This window comes from Delftia sp. WSY_7 (genome assembly GCF_043104845.1).
Classification (GTDB): domain Bacteria; phylum Pseudomonadota; class Gammaproteobacteria; order Burkholderiales; family Burkholderiaceae_C; genus Comamonas; species Comamonas tsuruhatensis.
Genome location: NZ_JBICLB010000034.1, coordinates 716,478 through 739,556, shown reverse-complemented (window position 1 = coordinate 739,556; position 23,079 = coordinate 716,478). Strand labels below are relative to the sequence as shown.

The window sequence follows — 23,079 nt, the reverse complement described above, 5'->3', positions numbered from 1 at the left end:
AACAGCGCAGCGTCGGATGGAAAACAAGGCTCAATACCCCCGCGCCACATCCACAAGGTTGAGCAGCGGCTCGCCCGCGCGCAGGCGGCGCAGGTTCTCTAGACACTGGCGCGCCACGGTGTCGGCCGAGGCCTGGGCCGCGATGTGCGGCGTGACGAAGGCCTTGGGATGGCCCCAGACCTTGTTGCCGGGCTGGGGCGGCTCGTCGCGCAGCACGTCCAGCGCGGCGCCTGCCAGGTGGTCTTCGTCGAGCAGGGCCAGCAGGTCGTCTTCCACCACCTGCTCGCCGCGCCCCACGTTGATGAAGTAGGCGCCGCGCGGCAGCAGGGACAGGGTTCGGCGGTCCAGCAGGTCGCGCGTCTCGGGCGTGAGCGGCAAGGCGCAGACCAGGATGTCGCTGGTGGACAGCAGTTGCTTCAGACCTTCGGCACCGCTGTGCGTGGCCAGGCCTGCAATGCTCTTGGCGCTGCGGCTCCAGCCTGCGACGGGGTAGCCGATGGCCTGCATGGCGCCGGCCACGAAGCGGCCGACCTCGCCCAGGCCCAGGATGCCCACGCGGCAGTCTGCGCTGGCGCGCACGGGGCGGCGCAGCCAGTCGCCGGCCTGCTGCTGGCGCGCGAACAGGTCCAGCTCGCGCGTGTGGCGCAGCGCGGTACCGACCACGTACTGGGCGATCTCCACATGCTGCTGCGGATCGACGGTGCGCGCCACGGGCAGGCCAGCCGGCAGGTCGGGCACGGCCAGCAGCTTGTCCACGCCCGCGCTGGGCGCGCACAGCAGCTTCAGGCCCGGATAGGCCGGCAGCACGCCCGGCTTGAGGCTCCAGGCAAGCATGGCCTCGACCGCATCGGCCGGCGCCTCCTCGCGGTGGCCCCAGACCTGCACGCCGGGCGCCAGCGCGCGCAGCGAGTCGACGATGGGCGCGCCCATGCTCGGATGGATGTTGACCAGAATTCCCATGGTTTCCTTCAGTCCTTGTAAGAATGGTCTATGCGGTCCAGGCGGCGCAGCAGGCCGGGCCAGGCCAGGCCTGCGCCCTTGCCCTTGGTGACCTGGCGCGACTGGTTGACCGCGTCGGCAATGATGTCCTGCGGGATGCGCGTGAGCTCGCCGCCGCCCGACTGCGCCAGGATCTGGATGCGGCAGGCCGACTCCAGCGTGTACATGGCCAGCACGGCCTCGGCCACGTTGCGGCCGCAGGTCAGCAGGCCGTGGTTGCGCAGGATGAGGAAGTTGCTGGCGCCCAGGTCATCGACCAGGCGCGGCTTCTCGTCGTCGCGCAGGGCCACGCCTTCGTAGTCGTGGTAGGCCAGGCGCGCCAGCGGGAAGATGGACTGCTGCGAGATGGGCAGCAGCCCCTCCTTCTGCGCCGAGACGGCCACGCCATAGCGCGTGTGCGTGTGCAGCACGCACTGCACCTCGGGGCGGCCGTCGTGGATGGCGCTGTGGATGACGAAGCCGGCCGGGTTGACGTCGTACTCGGTCTCCATCAGCGGCCGGCCTTCATGATCGACCTTGACCAGGCTGGAGGCCGTGATCTCGTCGAACAGCATGCCGTAGGGGTTGATCAGGAACTGGTCGGGCTGGCCCGGCACGCGCGCCGAGATGTGGGTGAAGATCAGGTCGTCCCAGCCGAAGTGGGCGACCAGCCGGTAGGCGGCGGCCAGCTCGATGCGGGTCTGCCATTCCTCGGCCGTCACCTGGCGGCGGACCTCGGACATCGTGGTGTCGTTGCTCATGGGGTGTACCTCTTGGTGGACATCGTGGTGGACATCGTTTGGAGAAAGCCTCCGCCGGTTCAGCGCCCCGTCGCGTACTGGTCGCGCAGCTCGCGCTTGAGCACCTTGCCGATGGCGCTGCGCGGCAGCTCGGCAATGAAGCGCAGGTCCGCCAGGCGCTGGGTCTTGCCGGCCCGCTGGTTGTACCAGCCCATGATGTCCTCGGGCAGGGCCGGCTGCCCCGCGCGCGACACCACGTAGGCCACGGGCGTCTCGCCCCATTGCTCGGACGGCACGCCGACCACGGCCACGTCGTCCACGGCCGGGTGGGCGCGCAGCTGGGTTTCCAGGTCGCTGGGGTAGATGTTGAAGCCGCCGCTGATGATCATGTCCTTGCGGCGGTCGAACAGGGTGAGGAATCCATCGGCATCGAAGCGGCCCACGTCGCCCGTGCGGATGAAGCGCTTGCCCGTGGGGTCGAACCATTCGGCCTCGCGCGTCTTGGCGGGCTGGCCGTGGTAGCCGGTCATCATGCTGGCAGAGTGGCCCACGACCTCGCCATCCTCGCCCGGGGCGACCTCGCGGCCGTCCTCGTCGATGAGGCGGATGTCATGGCCCTCGGCGGGCTTGCCCACGGTGTGCAGCTTGTCCGGGTGCAGATGGGCTTCGAGGATGCAGGTGCCGCCGCCTTCGGTCATGCCGTAGAACTCGGTCAGGCTGCCGGGCCAGCGCGCCACCACGTCGGCCTTGAGCTCGGCCCGGAACGGCGCGCTGGTGCAGAACTTGGCGCGGAAGCTGGACAGGTCATGCTCGCCGAACTGCGGCAGCGCCATGATGCGCTGGTACTGCACGGGCACCAGCATGGTGTGGGTGACGCGGTGCTGCTGGGCCAGCTGCAGGTAGCGGGCCGCGTCGAATTTGGGCATCAGTACGACGCAGCCGCCGCTGCCCAGCGTGGGGAAGAACACCACCAGCGTGGTGTTGGAGTACAGCGGCGTGGCCAGCAGCGTCGTGCCCTCGGGGCCATAGCCGTAGACGCTGCCCCGGTTGATGTGGGCCCAGCGCATGCCGTGCGACTGCACGATGCCCTTGGGGGTGCCCGTGGTGCCCGAGGAATAGATGATGTTGAACGGCGCGGCCGGCTCCACGCTCACGGGCGCGGGCTGCGCGCCTTCGGGCGCCAGCCAGTCGTCAAAGGCACGGCCGGGCGCGGCGCCGTCCAGCGAGATGCATTGCAGGGCGCTGTCGGCAGGCACCAGGTCCTGGGCCGCCTTGTCGAGGAACAGGTGGCGCGCCTGGGCATCGCGCAGCATGGAGGCCAGGCTGTCGGCCGTGGAGGACGGCGCCAGCGGCGCAACCACCACGCCCGCGCGCAAGGCGCCCAGGAACAGCGCGGCATAGCGCACCGAGTTCAACGCGCAGATGGCAATCGCCTGGCCAGGCTGCACGCCGTCGCGCTGCAGCGCGGCAGCCACGCGGTCCATGAGGGCGTCGAGCTGCGCGTAGCTCAGCGTCTGCTGGTCGTCGCGCAGCGCGGCATGGGCAGGCTGCTGGCGCGCGTGGCTGCGGATCAGCTCGGCCAGCGTGGTGAAGGGCGCATCGGGCGAAGGCAGGGAGACAGTCATGAGGGACTCCGTTTCACGAATTCACGAATCTCAAGCGGACTGCGCCCGCCAGCCCCCTGGCCCTGCGGGCGCATTGGAGGACAGGCCTACTTGGCGGCCAGGCCCAGGCGGTCGATCAGGACCTTGTCCTTGGCATAGGCCTCGCGCACCCACTGCGCATAGTCGGCGCCGGAGCGGTACCAGGCGTCCTGGTTCAGCTGCTTGAGCACCTCGATGTGGCGCGGGTCATCCATGGCTTTCTTGAAGGCGTCGTGCAGCTTGCGCACCACGGCCGGGTCCATGCCCTTGGGGCCGGCCAGTCCGTAGGGCGAGGTGGAGACCACGCCATAGCCCAGCTCCTTGGCCGTGGGCACGTCGGGCCAGCGCTGGGTGCGCTTTTCGCCGAAGGTCATGAGCAGGCGCATCTGGCCGCCATCCACATAGGTGTCCCAGCCCGAGGCATCGCTTTGCGCGGCCACGTGGCCGCCCAGCAGGGCCTGCTGCAGGTCGGCGTTGCCCTTGAAGGGCACGTGGTTGAGCGTGACCTTGGCGTTCTCGGCCAGCTCCTCCATCAGCAGGTGGGGCGAGGAGCCTATGCCGGTGGAGCCGTACTCGATCTTGCCGGGGCTCTTGCGCGCGGCGGCAATGTATTCGTTGAAGCTCTTGTAGGGCGAGTCCGAGCGCACCGTGAAGCCGAAGGTGTAGCCCGAGACGCCGATGATGTAGGTGAAGTCCGTGACCGGGTTCCAGGCCGTCTTTTGCATGTGCGCCATGCGCAGCATGGACATGGGGAACTGGGTGATGGTGTAGCCATCGGGCTTGGCCGTGCGGGACATGTTGCCCGGGCCCAGCGTGCCGCCCGCGCCGGGCTTGTTCTCCACGATGATGGCCTGGCCCAGCTGCTTGCCCGCGATGTCGGCCAGGGTGCGCATGTGGCGGTCGGTGGAGCCGCCTGCGGGGAAGGGCACGATCAGCGTGATCGGGCGCGTGGGAAAGTCGCTGGCCTGGGCCCATGCCGGCGCGCTGGCGCCCGTGGTGGCCACAAAGACAACAGCCGCAAGCGCAAGGCTGCGGCGGCCAATGGAAATCTGCATGTCTGTCTCCTGCATCTCTGAACCAGGTGGGGCCGGGGCACATGCCTTGTGTGCCGCTCTGGCCAGGGCCCGGATACTTCACCCGGGCCCGTTGGCACCGCCTCCCGGTGCGGCGCCTTGCATTCTTACAGCGACTGCACCAGCTCGGGCACGGCCTGGAACAGGTCGGCTTCCAGGCCGTAGTCGGCCACCGAGAAGATCGGTGCCTCGGGGTCCTTGTTGATCGCCACGATCACCTTGGAGTCCTTCATGCCGGCCAAGTGCTGGATGGCGCCGGAAATACCGGCCGCAATGTACAGCTGGGGCGCCACGATCTTGCCGGTCTGGCCGACCTGCAGGTCATTGGGCGCATAGCCTGCGTCCACCGCTGCGCGGCTGGCGCCGATGGCGGCGCCCAGCTTGTCGGCCAGCGGGGTCATGACCTCGTTGAACTTCTCGCTGCTGCCCAGCGCGCGGCCGCCGGAGACGATGATCTTGGCGGCCGTCAGCTCGGGGCGGTCGCTCTTGGTCACTTCACGGCCCACGAAGCTGCTCTTGCCGCTGTCGCCAGCGGCGGCCAGCTGCTCCACCTGGGCGCTGCCGCCCGTGGTGGCCGCTGCGTCAAAGCCCGTGCCACGCACGGTGATGACCTTGATCTTGTCGCTGCTTTGCACCGTGGCAATGGCGTTGCCCGCGTAGATGGGGCGCTCGAAGGTGTCGGCGCTGTCCACCTTGGTGATGTCGCTGATCTGGGCCACGTCCAGCTTGGCGGCCACGCGCGGCGCGGCGTTCTTGCCGCTGGCGGTGGCGGGGAACAGGATGTGGCTGTAGTTCGAGGCAATCGCCAGCACTTGCGCCGCGATGTTCTCGGCCAGGCCGTCCTTCAGGCTGGCGCCATCGGCGTGGATGACCTTGGCAACGCCAGCGATCTGGGCCGCGGCCTGCGCGGCGGCGCCGGCATTCTCGCCCGCCACCAGCACATGCACGTCGCCGCCGCAGGCCAGGGCCGCAGTGACGGTGTTCAGCGTGGCGCTCTTGATGGAAGCGTTGTCGTGTTCTGCAATAACGAGGGATGTCATGTCTGCGAATTCCTTTAGATGACCTTGGCTTCGTTCTTGAGCTTGCTGACCAGGGTCGCCACATCGGGCACCTTCACGCCAGCGCCGCGCTTGGCGGGCTCGGCCACCTTGAGCGTCTTCAGGCGCGGGGCCACATCCACGCCCAGCTCTTCAGGCTTGACCGTGTCCAGCTGCTTTTTCTTGGCCTTCATGATGTTGGGCAGCGTGACGTAGCGCGGCTCGTTCAGGCGCAGGTCGGTGGTGATGACGGCCGGCAGGCTCAGGGCCAGGGTTTCCAGGCCGCCGTCCACTTCACGCGTGACATTCACCTTGTCGCCAGCGACTTCGACCTTGGAGGCGAAGGTGGCTTGCGGCAGGTCGGCCAGGGCCGCCAGCATCTGGCCGGTCTGGTTGGCATCGTCGTCGATGGCCTGCTTGCCCAGGATGATCAGGCCGGGCTGCTCCTTGTCCACCAGGGCCTTGAGCAGCTTGGCGACGGCCAGGGGCTGCAGCTCCTCGGTGGTCTCCACCAGGATGCCGCGGTCGGCACCGATGGCCATGGCCGTGCGCAGGGTTTCCTGGCACTGGGCCACGCCGCAGGAGACGGCGATGACTTCGGTGACCAAGCCCTTTTCCTTGAGGCGAACGGCTTCTTCGACGGCGATTTCGTCAAAGGGGTTCATGCTCATCTTGACGTTGGCGATGTCCACGCCCGTGCCGTCCGACTTCACGCGGACCTTCACGTTGTAGTCCACGACACGTTTGACGGGTACAAGGATTTTCATGAGAAAGCTCTTTCCTGGTTTTTGAAGTACGACCTACGCAAGAAGGAACAAGGCAAGCGGCTTGCCATGGGGCGCAGCACGTTGTCGCATCCTGTTTGCGTAAGTCCTGTGAAGATGGGCGGTCAGCGGGCCAGGCCGGCCAACCGCTCGTTGATCAGTGCATGGGCCTGGTCCATGATGCCGGAGATCAGCTGCTGGACCGTGGGCACGTCGTGGATCAGGCCGGCCACCATGCCACAGGACCAGACGCCTGCGTCCATGTCGCCGTCATGCATGATGCGCGGATAGACGCCGGCCACCTCAGGCGCGATGTCGGCAAAGGTGATGGCCGCGCCCAGCTCGCGCTCCTTTTGCAGCAGGCGCTCGGTGGCCGGGTTGGTCAGCACGCGCTCGGTGTTGCGCAGCGGGCGCATGACCAGGCGCGTGTCCAGCTCGCTGGCCGCGACGATGGCCTGCTTGACGTTGTCGTGCACGGGCGCTTCCTGGGTGGCGATGAAGCGCGTGCCCATGTTGATGCCCTCGGCGCCCAGCGCCAGCGCAGCCACCAGCGAGCGGCCGTCGGCCATGCCGCCCGAGGCGACAAAGGGAATCTTCAGTTCTTCGGCCGCGCGCGGCAGCAGGATGAAATTGGGAATGTCGTCCTCGCCCGGATGGCCGCCGCATTCGAAGCCGTCCACGCTGATGGCGTCGCAGCCGATGGCCTCGGCCTTGAGCGCATGGCGCACCGAGGTGCACTTGTGGATGACCTTGATGCCGGCTTCCTTGAGCGCGGGCAGCCATTTCTGCGGGTTGTTGCCCGCCGTCTCCACGACCTTGACGCCGCCTTCGATGATGGCCTTGACGTAGCCCGGGTAGTCGGGCGGGTTGACCGAGGGCAGGAAGGTCAGGTTGACGCCGAAGGGCTTGTCCGTCATCTCGCGGCAGCGCGCGATCTCGCGCGCCAGCAGCTCGGGCGTGCGCTGGGTCAGGCCCGTGATCAGCCCCAGGCCGCCCGCGTTGGAGACGGCGGCGGCCAGCTCGGCCAGGCCCACATGGTGCATGCCGCCCTGGATGATGGGGTGCTCTATGCCAAAGAGTTCGGTGATGCGTGTCTTCATGTCGATGTCACTCCACTGCAATGCCCTTGTCGCGGATCAGCTGGCCCCAGCGCGTGTAGTCCTGCTGGATGCGCTGGCCCAGCTGGGCGGGGTTCTGGTAGGCGGCGATGGCGCCTGCGTTGAGCAGCTTGTCCTGGATGTCCTTGTCGGCCAGGATCTGCTGAACTTCGCTGGCGATGCGGTCGACCACGGCCTTGGGCGTGCCCTTGGGCGCCAGCAGGCCGCCCCAGGAGACGGCGTCGTAGCCCTTGATGCCCTGCTCGGCAATGGTCTTGGTGTCGGGCAGCATGGCCACGCGCTGGGGCGATCCCACGGCGATGGCGCGCAGCTTGCCGGCCTGGATGTGGGGCAGCGCGGCCACGAGGTCGGCATACATGATGGGCACCTGGCCGCCGATGGTGTCGGTGATGGCGGGCACGCCGCCCTTGTAGGGCACGTGCTGCATGTCGAAGCCGGCCATCTGCTTGAGCAGCTCCATGCTCAGGTGGCCGAAGCTGCCTGCGCCCGAGCTGGTGTAGTTGAGCGCGACCTTCTGCGCCTTGGCGTGGGCGATCAGGCTCTTGAGGTCGGTGACGTCGGGCAGCAGCGTGGGGTTGACCACGATGACGATGGGCAGGTCATAGACCGTGGCCACGGGCGTGAAGTCCTTGACGGTGTCGTAGCCGGCCTTCTTGTACAGGTGCGGCGCCAGCAGCGTGGGCGTGGCCAGCATCATCAGCGTGTAGCCGTCGGCCGGGCTCTTGGCGACCTGCACGGCCGCGATGGAGCCGGAGGCGCCAGGGCGGTTTTCCACCACCACGGTCTGCTTGAGGCGCTCGCCCAGCTTCTGGCCTACGATGCGCGATGCCGTGTCGGTGGGGCCGCCCGCCGGGAAGGGAACGACCAGCCGCAGCATCTTGCTGGGCCAGCCGGTCTCGGCCAGGGCGCCGCCGGCCAGGCCGGCCAGCAGCGGGGCTGCGGCCAGGGCCAGAACGCTGCGCCGCGTGGGGCGTGCCGGGGATGCGGGATTGCGCGTGTACATGAAGTCTCCTCTCAAAGCTGTCTCAGCAGTCGTCGGTGGCGGCCCGCTGCCGCGGGCCGGAAAAATCAATCAAGCTTCGCGCCGGCTTCCTCCACCAGCGCCTTCCAGATGGGCATGTCGCGCTGGTAGTTCTCGCGGAAGGCCTGCGGGCTGTTCATCAGCGGCATGAAACCTGCGCCCACGGTGCGCTCCAGCACCTTGGGGTCCTTGGCGATTTCGCGCAGGTGGCCGTAGAGCTGGTCCACGATCTCCTTGGGCACGCCGGCCGGCGCGCCCATGGCCACCCAGCCGTAGATGGCGTAGGCGTCGTCAGTGACGCCCTGTTCATGGATGGTGGGCAGCTTGGGCAGGATTTCCATGCGCTCCTTGCCCGTGACGCCGATGGCCTTGAGCTTGCCCGAGTCGATGAAGGGCTTGGTGTTGAGCGCGCTGGAAAAGCACATCTGCAGCTGGCCGCCGATCAGCTCCTGGATCATGGGCGCCTCGCCCTTGTAGGCGGCGTGGGTCATGTCGGCGTCCATGGTCTTGCTCATGTAGGCACCGGCCAGATGGGCATACGAGCCCACGCCCCAGGAGCCGTAAGAGAGCTTGCCCTTGTTGGCCTTCACGTAGGCCAGCAGTTCCTTCATGTTGTTGGCCGGCACCGAGGGATGGACCACCAGGGTGACGGGCGCCGCCGCGATCTGGGTGATCAGGGCGATGTCCTTTTGCGGGTTGTAGGGCAGCTTGGTGTAGAGGAACTGGTTGATCAGCATGGAGGTGCTGAGCGAGACCAGCAGGGTGTGGCCATCGGCGGGCGCCTTGACCACGGCGTCCGTGCCCAGGATGCCGGCCGCGCCCGCGCGGTTGTCGATGACCACGGGCTGGCCCACGCGCCTGGCCAGGGCCTCGCCGATGGTGCGCGCAATGATGTCGGTGGCGCCGCCCGCGTTGAAGGGCACGACCACGCGGATGGGCTTGGTGGGCCACGCGGCCGGCTTGCCGGCCTGTGCGAGGGCGCTGGTGGCGCCCGTGGCCAGCAGGCTGGTGCCGCCGATGGCGGCCAGCCCTTGAAGAATGTCGCGGCGTGTGACTTGGTTGCTCATGGCTTTGTCTCCTGGGTGTTGCTGTCTATGGGTGCCGTCTTGGTGCGGCATGCAAACCTGGCGGGTCGGGAGCCGGGCATCAATGGCCCCCGTGGAATCAGTCGCGTGATCGGTCCTCTTATCCCTGTTGCGCGGGGGTCTCGGGCAGGGTCAGCACGCCCTTGGACTGCAGCTGCTGCAGCTGCTCGTCGCTCAGGCTCAGCAGCCGGTGCAGCACCTCGCGCGTGCCCTCGCCCAGCGTGGGCGGTGCATGGCGTATGGGCAGGCGCTGGCCGTCCAGGCGGTAGGGCGGCGCGAACACGGGCGTGGTGCCGACCACGGGGTGGGGCATGTCCTGCAGCAGGCCGCCACGGCGCGTGCGCTCGCTGGTCAGGGCCTCGTGCAGGCCGGCCACACGGCCGCAGGGGATGCCGGCGGCCGTCAGGCGCTCCAGCAGCAGATCGCGCGGGAAGGAGCGGATCAGTTCCTTGAGCATGGGGCCCAGCTCCAGGCGGTTCTTGGCGCGGTTGACGTTGGTGGAGAAACGCTCGTCCTCGACGATGTCGGGGCGCATCACCACCTGGCGGCAGAACTTGTCGAACTGGGCGTTGTTGCCCACGGCGATGATCAGCGGGCCGTCGGCCGCCTCATACATGCCGTAGGGAACGATGGAGGGGTGGGCATTGCCATAGCGCTCGGGGTCATGGCCCAGCTGCATGGCGTCCAGGCCGTAGTAGCCGGTAATCATGATGCCGCTGTCGTACAGCGCCATCTCGATGAGGCGGCCCTTGCCCGTGCGCTCGCGGCGGAACAGCGCGGCCAGGATGGCCTGGGCCGCGTACATGCCGGTCATGAGATCGACCACGGCCACGCCGAACTTGAGCGGCGGCGTGCCGGCCTCGCCGTTGAGCGCCATGAGGCCGGCCTCGCCCTGGATGACCAGGTCGTAGCCGGGGCGCTTGGCCTCGGGGCCGCTGCTGTCATAGCCGGCCACGGCGCAGTAGATGATGCCGGGCTTGATGGCCTTGAGCTGTTCGTAGCCCAGGCCCAGCTTCTCGGCGCCGCCGGTCTTGAAGTTGTGGATGACCACGTCGAACTGGGGCAGCAGGTCGTGGACGATCTTCACGCCCTCGGGGGTCTGCAGGTCCAGCGTGATGGACCGCTTGTTGCGGTTCATGCTGTTGTAGTAGGTGGTCTCGGTCTTGCCGATGCGCAGGCCCCAGTCGCGCGTGTCGTCGCCGCGGCCCGGGTGCTCGACCTTGACCACTTCGGCGCCGAAGTCGGCCAGCACCATGCCGCACAGCGGCCCCGCGAACACGCGCGAGAGGTCGAGCACGCGCACACCCTCCAGCGGGAAGTCGATGTCGCCCGATTTTTCCTTGCTTGCCATCTTGTCTCCTTGAGATTCCTCTATTCAACAACGTCCATACGGCTCATAACCCTTGCAACTGGCGTGGCCCAAACCCGGGGCGCCTAGCAAGGGCCGCCCCGCAGCGAGGGCGCCGTCCCCCTCCCGCGTAGCGAGAGAGGGGGAAGCGGCGCAGCCGCTCAGGGGGTGCTTCATTTCAGCCGCGCAGCTTGGTGAAGTCGGCGCTGCGCTTTTCGAGGAAGGCGCCAATGCCTTCGCGCGATTCCTCGCTCTCCTGCGAGCGCACCATGTACTGCGCCTCCAGCTCCAGCTGCTCTTCCAGCGTGTTGCGCGGCGCCTGGCGGCACAGGTCCTTGATCAGGGCCATGGCCTGGTCGGGCCCGGTGGCCACCTGGGCGGCCAACGCCACGGCGTCGGCCTGGGCCTGGCCCGGTTCGGACAGGCGGTTGACGGGGCCCAGGGCATGCAGGCGCTCGCCGCTGATGCGCTCGCCGGTCAGGCACAGCTCGGTCAGCACCTGGCGCGAGACGAACTCGGCCAGGAAGGCGGTGGCGCCGCCATCGGGCGTGAGGCCGACCTTGACGTAGGCGACCGAGAACACGGCGTTCTTCGCCGCCACCAGCATGTCGCAGGCCAGGGCCAGCGACAGGCCCGCGCCGGCCGCCGCGCCTTCGACGGCGGCGATCACGGGCTTGGGAAAGTCGCGCACGCTGCGGATCAGGTCATGCAGGCCTTCGAGCTTGGCGCGTCGCTCCTGCACCGGCAGCTCGCGGCGCTTGGCCAGCTGGCGCAGGTCGCCGCCCGCGCAGAAGTGGCCGCCCTCGCCCGTGAGCACCACGGCGCCCACGGTGGGGTCGGTCGCCGCGCTCTTGAGCGCCGCCGAGACGGCCGCGTAGAACTCGGGCGACAGCGCATTGCGCGCGGCCACGTTGTTGTTGGACAGCACCAGCACGGCGCCTTCGCGGCGGGTCAGCAGGACTTGGTTCGCTTCGGTCATGGCGGCTTTCCTTGGCTCAGTGTTGCGAGCCGAGTGCGATGTAACGCGACAGGTGGTGGTCCTCGTCGCCGAACTGGTGGTCGATCATGACCAGGCGCTTGGCGTAGTGGGCCAGGGGCAGTTCCCAGGTCATGCCGATGCCGCCATGCATCTGGATGCTTTCCTCGGCCACCAGGGTGCCGATGCGGCCGATGCTGTACTTGGCGGCCGACAGGGCCTTCTCGCGCGCCACGCGGTCTTCGTCCGCAATGGCGGCGGCCGCGTTGATCACGGCCGAGCGCGCCTGCTCCACTTCCAGCAGCAGGTCGGCCATGCGGTGCTGCAGGGCCTGGAAGCTGCCGATGGGCACGCCGAACTGCTTGCGCGTGCGCAGGTACTCCAGCGTCTGGTCCTTGGCCACGTCCATGGCGCCCACGGCCTCGGCGGTCAGCGCCAGCACGGCGTAGCCGCTGATGCGTTCCAGCAGGGACAGGCCCTGGCCTTCTTCGCCCAGCAGGGCGTCTGCGCCGACCTGCACCTTGTCCAGCACCAGCTCGGCCGCGCGGCCGCCCTCGATGCGGTTGTAGCCGCGCTTTTGGATGCCTGCGGCATTGCCGGGGACCAGGAACAGGCTGATGCCGGCCTCGTCGTACTGGCTGCCCGAGGTGCGGGCCGAGACCAGCAGCAGGTCGGCCTTCTCGCCGAAGGCGACCACGCCCTTGGCACCGTTCAGCACCCAGCCGTCGCCGCTGCGCACGGCCGTGGTGGCGACGTTGTTGAGCTCGTAGTGGCTGCCGGGCTCGTCATGGGCCAGGGCCGCAATGGACGTGCCGCCGATGATGGCTGCCAGCTGTTCCTTTTGCGCATCGCTGCCGGCCGCGATCAGGGCCTGGCCCACGACCAGGGCGCCCAGCAGCGGCTCGGCCACCAGGCCGCGGCCCAGGCATTCGAAGACCACGCTGATGTCGAAGCCCTGGCCGCCGAAGCCGCCGGCGTCCTCGGGGAACAGCGCGCCGATAGCGCCGATGTCCGCGAACTGCCCGTACAGCAGCGGGCTGTGGCCTTCCTCGCCATAGGCGACGTGGTTGCGCGCCTCGATGGCGTACTGCTCGGAGACGAAGCGGTTGAGGCTGTCCGCCAGCATGCGGCGGTCTTCGGTGTGTTCGAAGTTCATGTTCCGTTTTCCTTGCCGGATCAGAGGCCGAGGATCATCTTGGAGATGATGTTCTTCTGGATTTCGTTGGAGCCGCCGAAGATCGACAGCTTGCGGTAGTTGAAGTACGCGGCGGCGGCCGTGGCGGCAGCCGCGTCGCCGATGGCGGGCTGGTCGTAGCCGGCCTGCAGGGCCTCTTCGATGAAGGGCGCGGCGTAGGGTCCCATGGCGCGGCGCACCAGGGACAGGATTTCCTGGCGGATCTCGGTGCCGCGGATCTTGAGCATGGAGCTTTCGGCGCCCGGCACGCCGCCGCCGGCCACGGCGGCGATCACGCGCAGGTTGGTGGTCTTCATGTTCTCCAGGTCGATCTCGACCTTGGCCAGGCGGGCCGCGAACAGCGGGTCCTGCGTCAGCGGCTTGCCATTGCGCAGCATGCGGCCGGCGACGGCCTTGAGCTTTTCCAGGCCGGCCACCGAGAAGCCCACGCCCGCGATGTTGGTGCGCTCGTAGGTCAGCAGGTACTTGGCGTAGGTCCAGCCCTTATTCTCTTCGCCGACCAGGTTCTCCACGGGCACCTTGACGTCGGTGAAGAAGACTTCGTTGACCTCGTGCTCGCCGTCCAGCGTGATGATGGGGCGCACTTCCACGCCGGGCGAGTTCATGTCCACCAGCAGGAAGCTGATGCCCTGCTGCGCCTTGGCCTCGCGGTTGGTGCGCACCAGGCAGAAGATCATGTTGGCGTGCTGGCCCAGCGTGGTCCAGGTCTTCTGGCCGTTGACGATGTAGTGATCTCCATCGCGCACGGCCGACGTCTTGACCGAGGCCAGGTCCGAGCCCGAACCCGGCTCCGAATAGCCCTGGCACCACCAGTCGGCGCCATTGAGGATGCGCGGCAGCCAGTGGGCCTTCTGCGCCTCGTTGCCGTACTTGATCAGGACGGGGCCCAGCATGCTCAGCCCGAAGGGCACGATGCGCGGCGTGCCCGCCAGTGCGCATTCATGCTCGAAGATGAATTTCTGCACCGCGCTCCAGCCCGGGCCGCCGTGCTGCTCGGGCCAGTGGTTGGCCAGCCAGCCGCGCTCGTTGAGGATGGCGTGCCAGCGCTCCATGTCCTGCTTGGTCAGCTGCAGGCCGTTCTTGACCTTGTGCGACAGGTCCTCGGGCAGCTTGTCCTTGAGGAAGCCGCGAACCTCGTCGCGGAAGGCCAGTTCTTCGGGGGTGAATTGCAAATCCATTGCTGTGTCCTCAATAAATTTCGAACAGGCCTGCGGCGCCCATGCCACCAGCGATGCACATGGTGACCACGCCCCACTTGGCCTTGCGGCGCCGGCCTTCCAGCAGGATGTGGCCCGCCAGGCGCGCACCCGTCATGCCGAAGGGGTGGCCGATGGAGATGGCGCCGCCGTTGACGTTCAGGCGCTCGTTGGGAATGCCCAGCTTGCGCTGGCAGTACAGGGCCTGGGAGGCGAAGGCCTCGTTGAGTTCCCACAGGTCGATGTCCTCGACCTTGAGGCCGTGGCGCGCCAGCAGCTTGGGGACCGCGAAGACGGGGCCGATGCCCATTTCGTCAGGCTCGCAGCCGGCCACGGCAAAGCCGCGGAAGGCGCCCAGCGGGGACAGGCCCAGGCGCTCGGCCTGCCTGGCTTCCATCAGCACGCAGGCCGACGATCCATCGGACAGCTGCGAGGCATTGCCGGCCGTGATGAACTGGTCCGGGCCCTTGACGGGTTCCAGCTTGGCCAGGCCTTCCAACGTGGTGGAGGCGCGGTTGCAGTTGTCCTTGGTGGCGACCACGTCGCGGTAGGTGATCTCGCCCGTGTCCTTGTTCTTCTCGGCCATGCGCGTGGCGCAGGCAATGATTTCGTCCTTGAACAGGTCGGCGGCCTGGGCGGCGGCCGTGCGCTGCTGGCTTTGCAGCGAGAAGGCGTCCTGGTCCTCGCGGCTGATGCCGTAGCGGCGCGCCACGATGTCGGCCGTGTCGATCATGGCCATGTACAGCGCGGGCTTGTGCTCGACCAGCCAGGGGTCCATGTCGGTGGGCAGGTTGTTGCCGGGGCGGATGCCCGAGATGGTCTCGATGCCGCCGGCCAGCATGGCGTCCACGCCCTCGGCCACGATGCGGCCCGCCGCGATGGCGATGGACTGCAGGCCCGAGGCGCAAAAGCGCGTGATGGTCGTGCCCGCGATGGACAGGGGCAGCTCGGCGCGCAGCACGGTCTGGCGGCCCAGGTTGCGGCCCTGGAAGCCGTCGGGGTTGCCGCAGCCCAGGATCAGGTCCTCGATCATGGCCGGGTCGATGCCCGAGCGCTCGACCGCGGCCTTGACCGAGAAGGCCGCCAATTGGGCGGCGGGCGTGACGTTGAACTCGCCGCGGTGCGACTTGGTCAGGGGCGTGCGGGCAGTGGAAACGATGACGGCTTCGCGCATGGTCGGTCCTTGCTTGTCTCTTGGGAATTTCTATTACTTGTTGCCGGCGCGGCCCAGTCGGGGACACCGAGGAAGGGCCTACGCCGGCCGCGCCACCCCACACCGAGGGTGTCGTCCCCCTCCCGCGTAGCGAGAGAGGGGGAAGCCGCGCAGCGGCTCAGGGGGTGATCAGTTACGCTGCCTTGTTCAGGCTTTCGAAATCGCGGCCTTCTGCCACGAGCTTTTCGAGCAGGGGAGCGGGCTTCCAGAACAGCGCGTCTTCCTTGGCGAATTCGCGGATGTCGGCCAGCACCTTGTCCAGACCTTGCATGTCAGCCCACTTCATGGGGCCGCCACGAAAGCGCGGGAAGCCGTAGCCGGACAGGAAGGTCACGTCCACGTCCAGCGGGCGCAGGGCAATGCCCTCCTCCACCACCTTGGCGCCTTCGTTGACCATGGCGGCCATGTAGCGGCGCATGATTTCCTCAGGGGTGAATTCGCGCGGCGTCACGCCCTTCTTGGCGCGCTCGGCATCGACGATGGCCAGCACTTCGGGGTCGGGCTGGCCGACGCGTGCGCCCTGCGGGTAGAGGTAGAAGCCACGGCCCGTCTTCTGGCCGAACCAGCCGCGCTCGCAGACGCGGTCGGCCACTTCGACGTATCGGGCCTTGGGATCGCGCGTGGCAGCACGCCGCTTGCGCGTGGCCCAGCCGATGTCGCCGCCGGCCAGGTCGGTGACCTGGAACGGGCCCATCGGGTAGCCGAAGCCGCGCACGGCCTCGTCGATCTCGTAGGGGCTGGCGCCGTCTTCCATGATGTAGTCGGCAGCCTGCTTGTAGACGGCCAGGATGCGGTTGCCGATGAAGCCGTCGCAGACGCCGGCACGCACGGGCACCTTCTTCATGCGCTTGGCCAGCTCGAAGGCCGTGGTCACCACGTCGGGCGCCACCTTGGCGGGCACCACGATCTCCAGCAGCTTCATGATGTTGGCGGGGCTGAAGAAGTGCAGGCCGATCACGTCCTGCGGGCGCGAGGTGGCGGCGGCAATGGCGTCGATGTCCAGGTAGGAGGTGTTGGTGGCCAGCACGGCGCCGGGCTTGCAGACGCGGTCCAGTTCCTTGAACACGGCCTTCTTGACCTCGAGGTCCTCGAACACGGCCTCGATCACCAGGTCCACATCCTTGATGTCGTCATAGGAGGTGCTGGGGGTGTAGCGCGCCATGACGGCGGCCTTGGCCTCCTCGGTCATGCGGCCCTTGGCGATCAGGCCGTTGTAGACCTTCTCCACATTGGCCTGGCCGCGCGCGATGGACTCGGCGTCGCGCTCGATCATGGTCACCGTGAGGCCCGCGTCCAGCGCGGACACCGTGATGCCGGCGCCCATGGTGCCGCCGCCGATGACGGCGATCTTGGCAAAGTGGCGCGGCGCAGCGGCCTTGGCTTCGGGAATCTTGGCGGTTTCGCGCTCGGCGAAGAAGGCGTGGATCAGGCCGGCGCGCTGCGGGCTGTTCAGGCACTCCACGAACAGGGCGCGCTCCTTGGCGATGCCTTCGTCGAAGGGCAGCTCCACGGCGGCGCGCACGCATTCCACGATCTTCAGCGGCGAGAACAGGCCGCGGCTCTTCTTGGCGGTGTCGGCGGCCAGTGCGTCGAGTTCGGCCAGGGCAGCAGCCTTGTCGGCGATTTCAATGTCACGCGTGCGGCGCGGCGCGGTATTGGTTGCCAGCAGTTCGTTGGTGTATGCCAGGCCTGCGGCCGTGGCATCCGTGCCGTCCACCAGCTTGTCCACCAGGCCGGCGGCCAGCGCGGCCTTGGCCGACAGGTGCTTGCCGCTGAGCATGAGGTCGGCGGCCGCCTTCACGCCCATCAGGCGCGGTGCGCGCTGCGTGCCGCCAGCGCCGGGCAGCAGGCCCAGGTTGACTTCGGGCAGGCCGAGCTTGGCAGCCGGCAAAGCCAGGCGGTAGTGGGCCGACATGGCCACTTCCAGGCCGCCGCCCAGGGCCGGGCCATGGATGGCGGCGACCACGATCTTGTCGGAGGCTTCGAGACGATTGAGCACCTCGGGCAGCGAGGGCGGCATGGCGGGCTTGCCGAATTCGCGGATGTCTGCTCCGGCGATGAAGGCCTTGCCCTCACCCACGATGAGCACGGCCTTGACGGCGGCATCCGATTCGGCCTGCTCCACGGCGGCCAGCAGGCCGGCGCGCACGGCCTGGCCCAGGGCATTCACGGGGGGGTTGTTGATGCTGACCACCAGCACGGCGCCGTCAAGGCGGGTCTGGACCACGGAAGCCTGGGCTTGTTCGCTCATCTGCATGTCTCCGAACTTGGGTTTTCCACTCAAAACATCCATTCTTGCTACGACAATGGTTCTTTACAATCCCATGAATGATTGACAGACTGTAAAAACGTATTTGACAACCCCCTGAGCGGCTTACGCCGCTTCCCCCTCTCTACCCGCTTCGCGGGGGAGGGGGACGACACCCTCGGTGCGGGACGGCCCTTCCTCGGTGTCCCTCGCTTTGGGTTGCGCCAGTTTTATGCCCTCTGCTCTTGCGCTCGATCTCGCTGTTTTGCTTGGTGAACTGAATGGATCTGAACTCGCTGACCCTGCTGGTGGAAATCATCGATAGCGGCAATCTGAGCCAGGCGGCGCGCAAGCTGAAGATGACGCGGGCCAATGTGAGCTATCACCTGACGCAGCTCGAAAAATCGGTGGGGGTGCAGCTGGTGCGGCGCACCACGCGGCGCGTGGAGCCGACCGAGGTGGGGCTGCGGATGTACGAGCATGGCCGCGCGATCCAGAACGAGATGATGTCGGCGCGCGAGACGATCACGTCGCTGGGCCAGGGGATGGCAGGGCGCGTGGGGCTGAGCGTGCCCAGCGGCTATGGACAGATCGTGATGAGCGACTGGCTGATCGAGTTCAAGCGGCTGTATCCGGCCATCGTGCTGGATGTGCTGTTCGAGAACCGGGCCGACCATTTGCGCGACGAGGTGGACATCGCCATCCGCGTGATCCAGGAGCCGCCGCTGTCGGTGATTGCGCGCAGCCTGGGCAATGTGCACTACGTGGCCTGCGCCTCACGCGAGTATGCGCAGCAGCACGGCCTTCCCGCCACGCTGTACGAGCTGCGCAACAGCCCGCTGATCACGGCCGGCGTGATGGGCCGTCAGCTGCGCCTGTCGGCCTACCAGGGAACGGACCGCCAGGAGGTGCTGCTGGCGCCGACCATGATCTCCGAGCACTTCCCCTTCCTGCGCCAGGGCATTCTGGCGGGCCTGGGCGTGGGCCTGGTGCCCGACTACGTGGTGCAGGACAAGGTGGCCAGCGGCGAGGTGGTGCTGACCCTGCAGGAGTACCGCCTGAGCATCTTCGGCACCCACATGTACCTGCTGTACCTGCCCGACCGCCACCAGACGCGGGCCGTGCGCACCTGCATCGACTTCCTGCTGGCCAAGGCCGGCCAGGGTGGCAGCGGCAGCGGCAGCGCCGACGCCGCCACCACCTGACTCAGCGGCGATACCAGCCGCCGGGACGCTGGTACCAGCCGCGCGGCCCATGGTCCCAGCGGTGCGGGCGCCAGGCATAGCCGGGATGCGGCGGCGCCGCCCAATAACCAGGACGCCAGGCATAACGGCCGCCACCCCAGCCCCAGGAGCCGCCGATCCAGACATGGACCGGCGAGGGAGCGACCGGAATGACCTCGGTCTGCACCGGCGGCGGCGCCATGGGCGCATAGACCACCTCGCCCGAAGGACCTACGGGATAGGCAGGCGCCACCACGCAGCCGGTCAACGCCACCGCAGCGGCAGCCAGGACCAGGGCCGGAACCAGGCGACGGCCCGGCGTTTGAATGAATACAGGCTTCACGATGCACTCCTGGCCGCGCTTAGTACGGCCATGCAGATACAACGAAAAAGCCCCTGCCGGTTGTTGACAGGGGCTTGTGAAGCCTGGGTAAAGATCCGCCGCCAAAGGTAGCGGTGGGATCGGTCGCTCAGAGGTTCTGCGCGTTTTGCAGCGCGGCAATGCGCTCTTCGATCGGCGGGTGGGTCGAGAACAGCTTGCCGATGCCACCGGCAATGCCCATGGCGGCCACGCTCTTGGGCAGCTCGCCGGGGTGCATGCCGCCCAGGCGGGCCAGGGCGTTCATCATGGGCTGCTTGCGGCCCATGAGCTGGGCGGCACCCGCGTCGGCGCGGAATTCGCGCTGGCGCGAGAACCAGGCCACGATGATGGCGGCCAGGAAGCCCAGCACGATGTCCAGCACGATGGTGGTCACGTAGTAGCCGATGCCGGGGCCCGAGCTGCTTTCGTCGTTCTTGCGCAGGAAGCTGTCCACGGCATAGCCGATGACGCGCGACAGGAAGACCACGAAGGTGTTCATCACGCCCTGGATCAGGGTCATGGTCACCATGTCGCCATTGGCGATGTGGGCGACCTCGTGGCCGATCACGGCCTCCACCTCTTCGCGCGTCATGCCTTCCAGCAGGCCCGTGGACACGGCCACCAGGGCCGAGTTCTTGAAGGCGCCGGTGGCGAAGGCATTGGGCTCGCCCTCGTAGATGCCGACTTCGGGCATGCCGATGCCAGCACGGTCGGCGAAGCCGCGCACGGTGTTGACGATCCAGGCCTCATCGGCGTTGCGCGGCTCGTTGATCACGTGCACGCCCGAGCTCCACTTGGCCAGCGGCTTGGAGATCAGCAGCGAGATGATGGCGCCGCCAAAGCCCATGATGAAGGCGAAGCCCAGCAGGGCCCCGAGGTTCAGGCCATTGGAGGTCAGGAAGCGGTTGACGCCCAGCAGGCTGGCGACGATGCCCAGCACCACCACGACGGCGACGTTGGTCAATAGAAAAAGTGCGATGCGTTTCATCAGTGGGTTCTCCACAAAGTGGGGAAAGGGGGAAGGATCTGGGCCCTGCAGCGTTGAAAAGTGAGGGCCGCACCGGCTGTTTTCAAGCCGGGTCCTGCGCTGTTGTCATTCCTTGTTGTGATGCTTGTACGGAACGGGGCGCCCGGAACACGAGAGAGTCATCATAGAAGGAAAAGTTCTCGTTTTCGCGCCACCAGCCGGGCACGCCCAGCACCGGCAAGGGCGCAAAAGGCTTGGCCGCCAGCGTGTCCGGCTCCAGCCAGGCGCTGGCGGCCAGCCAGGCGTCGATATCCGCTGCGCCAGAAGCCGGCGTGGCGCCTGCACCATCCGTGTGCACGCACAGCACATGGGCCGTGATGGGCTTGCGCGGCTGCACCAGCTTTTCCAGCAGCGCATGGCCTATGGGCAGCAGCCTTGCCTGGCGCCATAGTGCGCGCTGCTCCACGAAGAGCTGGTGCCAGCGCCGGTGGCGCAGCGCCTCGCACAGCGCGGCCGGCGCCAGCAGCAGGGCGCCGTTCTCGTCCAGCACGGTGACGGCATCGCGCAGCGGCCCGCGCTGCGCGCCCACGCCCGCCTGGGCAATGGCGCCGGCCTGCAGGGCATTGCAGCGCTGCTTGAGCGCGGGCCAGCGCAGCCAGATCAGGCCGTTGAAGAAGTCATGCAGGTTGTCGCGCGTGGGGATGCAGCGCGTCTCGAAGATGAATTGCTCGTAGGCCATGCCTTCGGGCAGATCGTGCTGGGGCACAAAGCGCCAGGGCAGCGCCTGTGCGTCGGCCAGTGACTGCAAGGCCTGCCAGACCGGCCGGCCCTGCGCCACCTGCAGGCAGGCCGCCCTGCCCTGCGTTTGCAGCCCCTGCAGCCAGGGCGCATTCCAGTCGATGGGAAACGTCAATTGCCGGACGGCCTGGACTGCGCCTTGGCCATGCGCTTGTCGCGCACGGCCACGCGCGAGGTGCCTTCGTCGCGCATCTCGAAGGCCTGCGTGGCCGCCAGCAGCTTGGTGAGCGTGGCATAGCCGTAGTTGCGCGCATCGAACGAGGCCTTGTTGCCGATCTGCGCGCCCACGGCGCCCACATGGGCCCAGCCGCTTTCGTCCTGCGTGGCGTTGACGGCGCTGCGCAGCATGTTCAGCAGGCGCGTGTCCTGGCGCAGCTCCTGCGAAGGAACGCGCAGGCAGGGGCGCTGCGGCTCGGGAGCGGACAAGGAGGCAGGTGCCTGCTCGGCCTGGGCCGGCGCGCGTTCCTTGCCGGCACCGTTGGGCGGCTGGGGCGCGGCGGCGGCCGATGCAGCCACGGGCGGCACCGCCGCCTGGCTTGCCTCATGCGCGGCGTCCTGGCCATTGCCGTTGGCTGGCGCCGCCTCGCCCAGCGCTTCCAGGTACAGGAAGCGCGAGCAGGCATTGACGAAGGGTTGGGGTGTCTGCGCCATGCCGAAGCCGTAGACGGCCGCGCCCTTGGAGCGCAGGTGCATCACCAGCGGGGTGAAGTCGGCGTCGGAGGAGACGATGCCGAAGGCGTCGGGCCGCTCGGTGTACAGCAGCTCCATGGCGTCCACGGTCATCGCCATGTCGGTGGCGTTCTTGTGCTTGGAGTAGTCGAACTGCTGCATGGGCCGCAGTGCGAAATCCAGCAGCTTGCGCTGCCAGCCGCTGAGCGAATGCTTGGTCCAGTTGCCGTAGGCGCGGCGGATGTCGATGACGCCGAAGGTCGACAGCTCGGTCAGGATCTCGTCGATCATCTCGGCCGGCGCGTTGTCGGCGTCGATCAGCAGGGCGATGCGCGGTTGCGGCTCAGGCATGGCAATCCTCTGGCGGGTGGCAGTCCCGCCAGCTTAAACCAGCTTCCAGGGCAGGGCTTCGCCGGAGCGCAGCGGCTTCAGTTGCGCCTCGCCGAAGGCGAAGCTGTCCGGCGGCGTCCAGCTCTCGCGCACCAGGGTGATCTTGCCGGTGTTGCGCGGCAGGCTGTAGAAGTCCGGGCCGTTGAAGCTGGCGAAGGCTTCGAGCTTGTCCAGCGCGCCGGCATTGTCGAAGGCCTCGGCATACATCTCGATGGCGGCATGGGCGCTGTAGCAGCCCGCGCAGCCCGTGGCGTGTTCCTTGAGATGGGCCGCGTGCGGCGCGCTGTCCGTGCCCAGGAAGAACTTGGGCAGGCCGCTGGTGGCCGCCTCCACCAGTGCCAGGCGGTGCGTCTCGCGCTTGAGCACGGGCAGGCAGTAGTAGTGGGGACGGATGCCGCCCGTAAAGATGGCATTGCGGTTGAACAGCAGATGCTGGGGCGTGATGGTGGCGCCCACGAAGCGGTCGGCCTCGGTCACGTACTGGGCGGCTTCGCGCGTGGTGATGTGCTCGAAGACGATCTTGAGTTCGGGGAAGTCGCGGCGCAGCGGGATGAGGTGCTGGTCGATGAAGGCGGCTTCGCGGTCGAACAGGTCGATGTCGCTGCTGGTGACTTCGCCGTGCACCAGCAGCAGCAGGCCTTCGCGCTGCATGGCTTGCAGCGTGGGGTAGATTTTGCGCAGGTCGGTGACGCCGTGGTCGCTGTTGGTGGTGGCGCCAGCCGGGTAGAGCTTGCAGGCCACGACGCCGGCCGCCTTGGCGCGCACGATTTCCTCGGGCGGCAGGTTGTCGGTGAGGTACAGCGTCATCAGCGGCTCGAAGGCCATGCCCTCGGGCACGGCCGAGAGGATGCGCTGCTTGTACTCCAGCGCCTGCTCGGCAGTGGTCACCGGCGGCTTGAGGTTGGGCATGATGATGGCGCGCGCAAACTGCGCGGCCGTATGCGGCACCACGCTGCGCATGGCTTCGCCATCGCGCACGTGCAGGTGCCAGTCATCGGGACGGGTGATCGTGAGGGTGTCGGTGGAGGCGGTCATG

General features: G+C 67.8%; 21 protein-coding genes. 1 reads left to right on the top strand and 20 read right to left on the bottom strand.

Features of this window, described 5'->3' with window-relative positions:
• Nucleotides 1–30 precede the first annotated feature (30 nt).
• The 15 genes from ACF8ME_RS18165 to ACF8ME_RS18095 form a co-directional block, all read right to left on the bottom strand.
• On the bottom strand, nt 31–960 hold the full coding sequence (locus ACF8ME_RS18165; protein ID WP_047217427.1) for a glyoxylate/hydroxypyruvate reductase A: 930 nt from the start codon (nt 958–960) through the stop codon (nt 31–33).
• Nucleotides 961–968: 8 nt separating this feature from the next.
• A complete protein-coding gene (locus ACF8ME_RS18160; protein ID WP_392417691.1) occupies nt 969–1,739 on the bottom strand; it encodes a class II aldolase/adducin family protein in 771 nt (256 codons plus the stop codon).
• A 59-nt stretch (nt 1,740–1,798) separates the two neighbouring features.
• Complete coding sequence (locus ACF8ME_RS18155; protein WP_392417689.1) at nt 1,799–3,343, bottom strand: class I adenylate-forming enzyme family protein; 1,545 nt, start codon at nt 3,341–3,343, stop codon at nt 1,799–1,801.
• 86 nt (nt 3,344–3,429) lie between these two features.
• Entirely contained in the window at nt 3,430–4,416 is a 987-nt protein-coding gene (locus tag ACF8ME_RS18150) for a tripartite tricarboxylate transporter substrate binding protein (RefSeq protein WP_016450812.1), read from the bottom strand.
• 125 nt (nt 4,417–4,541) lie between these two features.
• On the bottom strand, nt 4,542–5,474 hold the full coding sequence (locus ACF8ME_RS18145; RefSeq protein WP_126311330.1) for an electron transfer flavoprotein subunit alpha/FixB family protein: 933 nt from the start codon (nt 5,472–5,474) through the stop codon (nt 4,542–4,544).
• 14 nt (nt 5,475–5,488) lie between these two features.
• Nucleotides 5,489–6,238 carry an electron transfer flavoprotein subunit beta/FixA family protein gene (locus ACF8ME_RS18140; protein WP_392417687.1) on the bottom strand — a complete coding sequence of 250 codons (750 nt, stop codon included), beginning with the start codon at nt 6,236–6,238 and terminating at the stop codon, nt 5,489–5,491.
• Between the two features lie 122 nt (nt 6,239–6,360).
• Complete coding sequence (locus ACF8ME_RS18135; protein ID WP_013804143.1) at nt 6,361–7,335, bottom strand: nitronate monooxygenase family protein; 975 nt, start codon at nt 7,333–7,335, stop codon at nt 6,361–6,363.
• Between the two features lie 7 nt (nt 7,336–7,342).
• Nucleotides 7,343–8,356 carry a tripartite tricarboxylate transporter substrate binding protein gene (locus ACF8ME_RS18130; protein ID WP_046986935.1) on the bottom strand — a complete coding sequence of 338 codons (1,014 nt, stop codon included), beginning with the start codon at nt 8,354–8,356 and terminating at the stop codon, nt 7,343–7,345.
• A 65-nt stretch (nt 8,357–8,421) separates the two neighbouring features.
• Entirely contained in the window at nt 8,422–9,441 is a 1,020-nt protein-coding gene (locus ACF8ME_RS18125) for a tripartite tricarboxylate transporter substrate binding protein (RefSeq protein ID WP_017407912.1), read from the bottom strand.
• A gap of 118 nt (nt 9,442–9,559) precedes the next feature.
• Nucleotides 9,560–10,810 (bottom strand): CaiB/BaiF CoA transferase family protein, encoded by a 1,251-nt coding sequence (locus ACF8ME_RS18120; protein ID WP_392417684.1) that lies wholly within the window; start codon nt 10,808–10,810, stop codon nt 9,560–9,562.
• A gap of 175 nt (nt 10,811–10,985) precedes the next feature.
• Nucleotides 10,986–11,786 carry an oxepin-CoA hydrolase, alternative type gene (locus ACF8ME_RS18115; RefSeq protein ID WP_047326166.1) on the bottom strand — a complete coding sequence of 267 codons (801 nt, stop codon included), beginning with the start codon at nt 11,784–11,786 and terminating at the stop codon, nt 10,986–10,988.
• A gap of 16 nt (nt 11,787–11,802) precedes the next feature.
• Nucleotides 11,803–12,939 carry an acyl-CoA dehydrogenase family protein gene (locus tag ACF8ME_RS18110; RefSeq protein WP_012203326.1) on the bottom strand — a complete coding sequence of 379 codons (1,137 nt, stop codon included), beginning with the start codon at nt 12,937–12,939 and terminating at the stop codon, nt 11,803–11,805.
• A gap of 20 nt (nt 12,940–12,959) precedes the next feature.
• Nucleotides 12,960–14,156 (bottom strand): acyl-CoA dehydrogenase family protein, encoded by a 1,197-nt coding sequence (locus tag ACF8ME_RS18105; RefSeq protein ID WP_392417682.1) that lies wholly within the window; start codon nt 14,154–14,156, stop codon nt 12,960–12,962.
• 10 nt (nt 14,157–14,166) lie between these two features.
• Complete coding sequence (locus tag ACF8ME_RS18100; RefSeq protein ID WP_063327246.1) at nt 14,167–15,348, bottom strand: acetyl-CoA C-acyltransferase; 1,182 nt, start codon at nt 15,346–15,348, stop codon at nt 14,167–14,169.
• 172 nt (nt 15,349–15,520) lie between these two features.
• Nucleotides 15,521–17,638 carry a 3-hydroxyacyl-CoA dehydrogenase NAD-binding domain-containing protein gene (locus tag ACF8ME_RS18095; RefSeq protein ID WP_392417681.1) on the bottom strand — a complete coding sequence of 706 codons (2,118 nt, stop codon included), beginning with the start codon at nt 17,636–17,638 and terminating at the stop codon, nt 15,521–15,523.
• Nucleotides 17,639–17,916: 278 nt separating this feature from the next.
• Between ACF8ME_RS18095 and ACF8ME_RS18090 the strand changes: the two genes are divergently transcribed.
• A complete protein-coding gene (locus tag ACF8ME_RS18090; RefSeq protein WP_392417679.1) occupies nt 17,917–18,840 on the top strand; it encodes a LysR family transcriptional regulator in 924 nt (307 codons plus the stop codon).
• 1 nt (nt 18,841) lies between these two features.
• On the opposite strand, the gene ACF8ME_RS18085 is transcribed toward ACF8ME_RS18090, so the two are convergent.
• The 5 genes from ACF8ME_RS18085 to pyrC form a co-directional block, all read right to left on the bottom strand.
• Entirely contained in the window at nt 18,842–19,201 is a 360-nt protein-coding gene (locus tag ACF8ME_RS18085; RefSeq protein ID WP_026062496.1) for a YXWGXW repeat-containing protein, read from the bottom strand.
• Between the two features lie 127 nt (nt 19,202–19,328).
• Nucleotides 19,329–20,207, bottom strand: a complete 879-nt coding sequence (gene htpX, locus ACF8ME_RS18080; RefSeq protein ID WP_013804154.1) for a protease HtpX — start codon at nt 20,205–20,207, stop codon at nt 19,329–19,331.
• Between the two features lie 82 nt (nt 20,208–20,289).
• Nucleotides 20,290–21,099, bottom strand: a complete 810-nt coding sequence (locus ACF8ME_RS18075) for a DUF3025 domain-containing protein (RefSeq protein WP_126311326.1) — start codon at nt 21,097–21,099, stop codon at nt 20,290–20,292.
• The gene (locus ACF8ME_RS18070) at nt 21,096–22,004 is read right to left on the bottom strand and encodes an NYN domain-containing protein (protein ID WP_392417677.1); all 909 of its coding nucleotides are present in this window, start codon (nt 22,002–22,004) and stop codon (nt 21,096–21,098) included. The genes ACF8ME_RS18075 and ACF8ME_RS18070 overlap by 4 nt, the downstream gene beginning before the upstream one ends.
• Nucleotides 22,005–22,037: 33 nt before the next feature.
• On the bottom strand, nt 22,038–23,078 hold the full coding sequence (pyrC, locus tag ACF8ME_RS18065) for a dihydroorotase (protein WP_034365040.1): 1,041 nt from the start codon (nt 23,076–23,078) through the stop codon (nt 22,038–22,040).
• Between the last annotated feature and the right edge of the window lies 1 nt (nt 23,079).

What these genes read in the sequence shown, in the direction of transcription:
- ACF8ME_RS18165 (WP_047217427.1), bottom strand. Translation starts at nt 960, where the DNA reads ATGGGAATTCTGGTCAACATCCATCCGAGCATGGGCGCGCCCATCGTC.
- ACF8ME_RS18160 (WP_392417691.1), bottom strand. Translation starts at nt 1,739, where the DNA reads ATGAGCAACGACACCACGATGTCCGAGGTCCGCCGCCAGGTGACGGCC.
- ACF8ME_RS18155 (WP_392417689.1), bottom strand. Translation starts at nt 3,343, where the DNA reads ATGACTGTCTCCCTGCCTTCGCCCGATGCGCCCTTCACCACGCTGGCC.
- ACF8ME_RS18150 (WP_016450812.1), bottom strand. Translation starts at nt 4,416, where the DNA reads ATGCAGATTTCCATTGGCCGCCGCAGCCTTGCGCTTGCGGCTGTTGTC.
- ACF8ME_RS18145 (WP_126311330.1), bottom strand. Translation starts at nt 5,474, where the DNA reads ATGACATCCCTCGTTATTGCAGAACACGACAACGCTTCCATCAAGAGC.
- ACF8ME_RS18140 (WP_392417687.1), bottom strand. Translation starts at nt 6,238, where the DNA reads ATGAAAATCCTTGTACCCGTCAAACGTGTCGTGGACTACAACGTGAAG.
- ACF8ME_RS18135 (WP_013804143.1), bottom strand. Translation starts at nt 7,335, where the DNA reads ATGAAGACACGCATCACCGAACTCTTTGGCATAGAGCACCCCATCATC.
- ACF8ME_RS18130 (WP_046986935.1), bottom strand. Translation starts at nt 8,356, where the DNA reads ATGTACACGCGCAATCCCGCATCCCCGGCACGCCCCACGCGGCGCAGC.
- ACF8ME_RS18125 (WP_017407912.1), bottom strand. Translation starts at nt 9,441, where the DNA reads ATGAGCAACCAAGTCACACGCCGCGACATTCTTCAAGGGCTGGCCGCC.
- ACF8ME_RS18120 (WP_392417684.1), bottom strand. Translation starts at nt 10,810, where the DNA reads ATGGCAAGCAAGGAAAAATCGGGCGACATCGACTTCCCGCTGGAGGGT.
- ACF8ME_RS18115 (WP_047326166.1), bottom strand. Translation starts at nt 11,786, where the DNA reads ATGACCGAAGCGAACCAAGTCCTGCTGACCCGCCGCGAAGGCGCCGTG.
- ACF8ME_RS18110 (WP_012203326.1), bottom strand. Translation starts at nt 12,939, where the DNA reads ATGAACTTCGAACACACCGAAGACCGCCGCATGCTGGCGGACAGCCTC.
- ACF8ME_RS18105 (WP_392417682.1), bottom strand. Translation starts at nt 14,156, where the DNA reads ATGGATTTGCAATTCACCCCCGAAGAACTGGCCTTCCGCGACGAGGTT.
- ACF8ME_RS18100 (WP_063327246.1), bottom strand. Translation starts at nt 15,348, where the DNA reads ATGCGCGAAGCCGTCATCGTTTCCACTGCCCGCACGCCCCTGACCAAG.
- ACF8ME_RS18095 (WP_392417681.1), bottom strand. Translation starts at nt 17,638, where the DNA reads ATGAGCGAACAAGCCCAGGCTTCCGTGGTCCAGACCCGCCTTGACGGC.
- ACF8ME_RS18090 (WP_392417679.1), top strand. Translation starts at nt 17,917, where the DNA reads ATGGATCTGAACTCGCTGACCCTGCTGGTGGAAATCATCGATAGCGGC.
- htpX (WP_013804154.1), bottom strand. Translation starts at nt 20,207, where the DNA reads ATGAAACGCATCGCACTTTTTCTATTGACCAACGTCGCCGTCGTGGTG.
- ACF8ME_RS18070 (WP_392417677.1), bottom strand. Translation starts at nt 22,004, where the DNA reads ATGCCTGAGCCGCAACCGCGCATCGCCCTGCTGATCGACGCCGACAAC.
- pyrC (WP_034365040.1), bottom strand. Translation starts at nt 23,078, where the DNA reads ATGACCGCCTCCACCGACACCCTCACGATCACCCGTCCCGATGACTGG.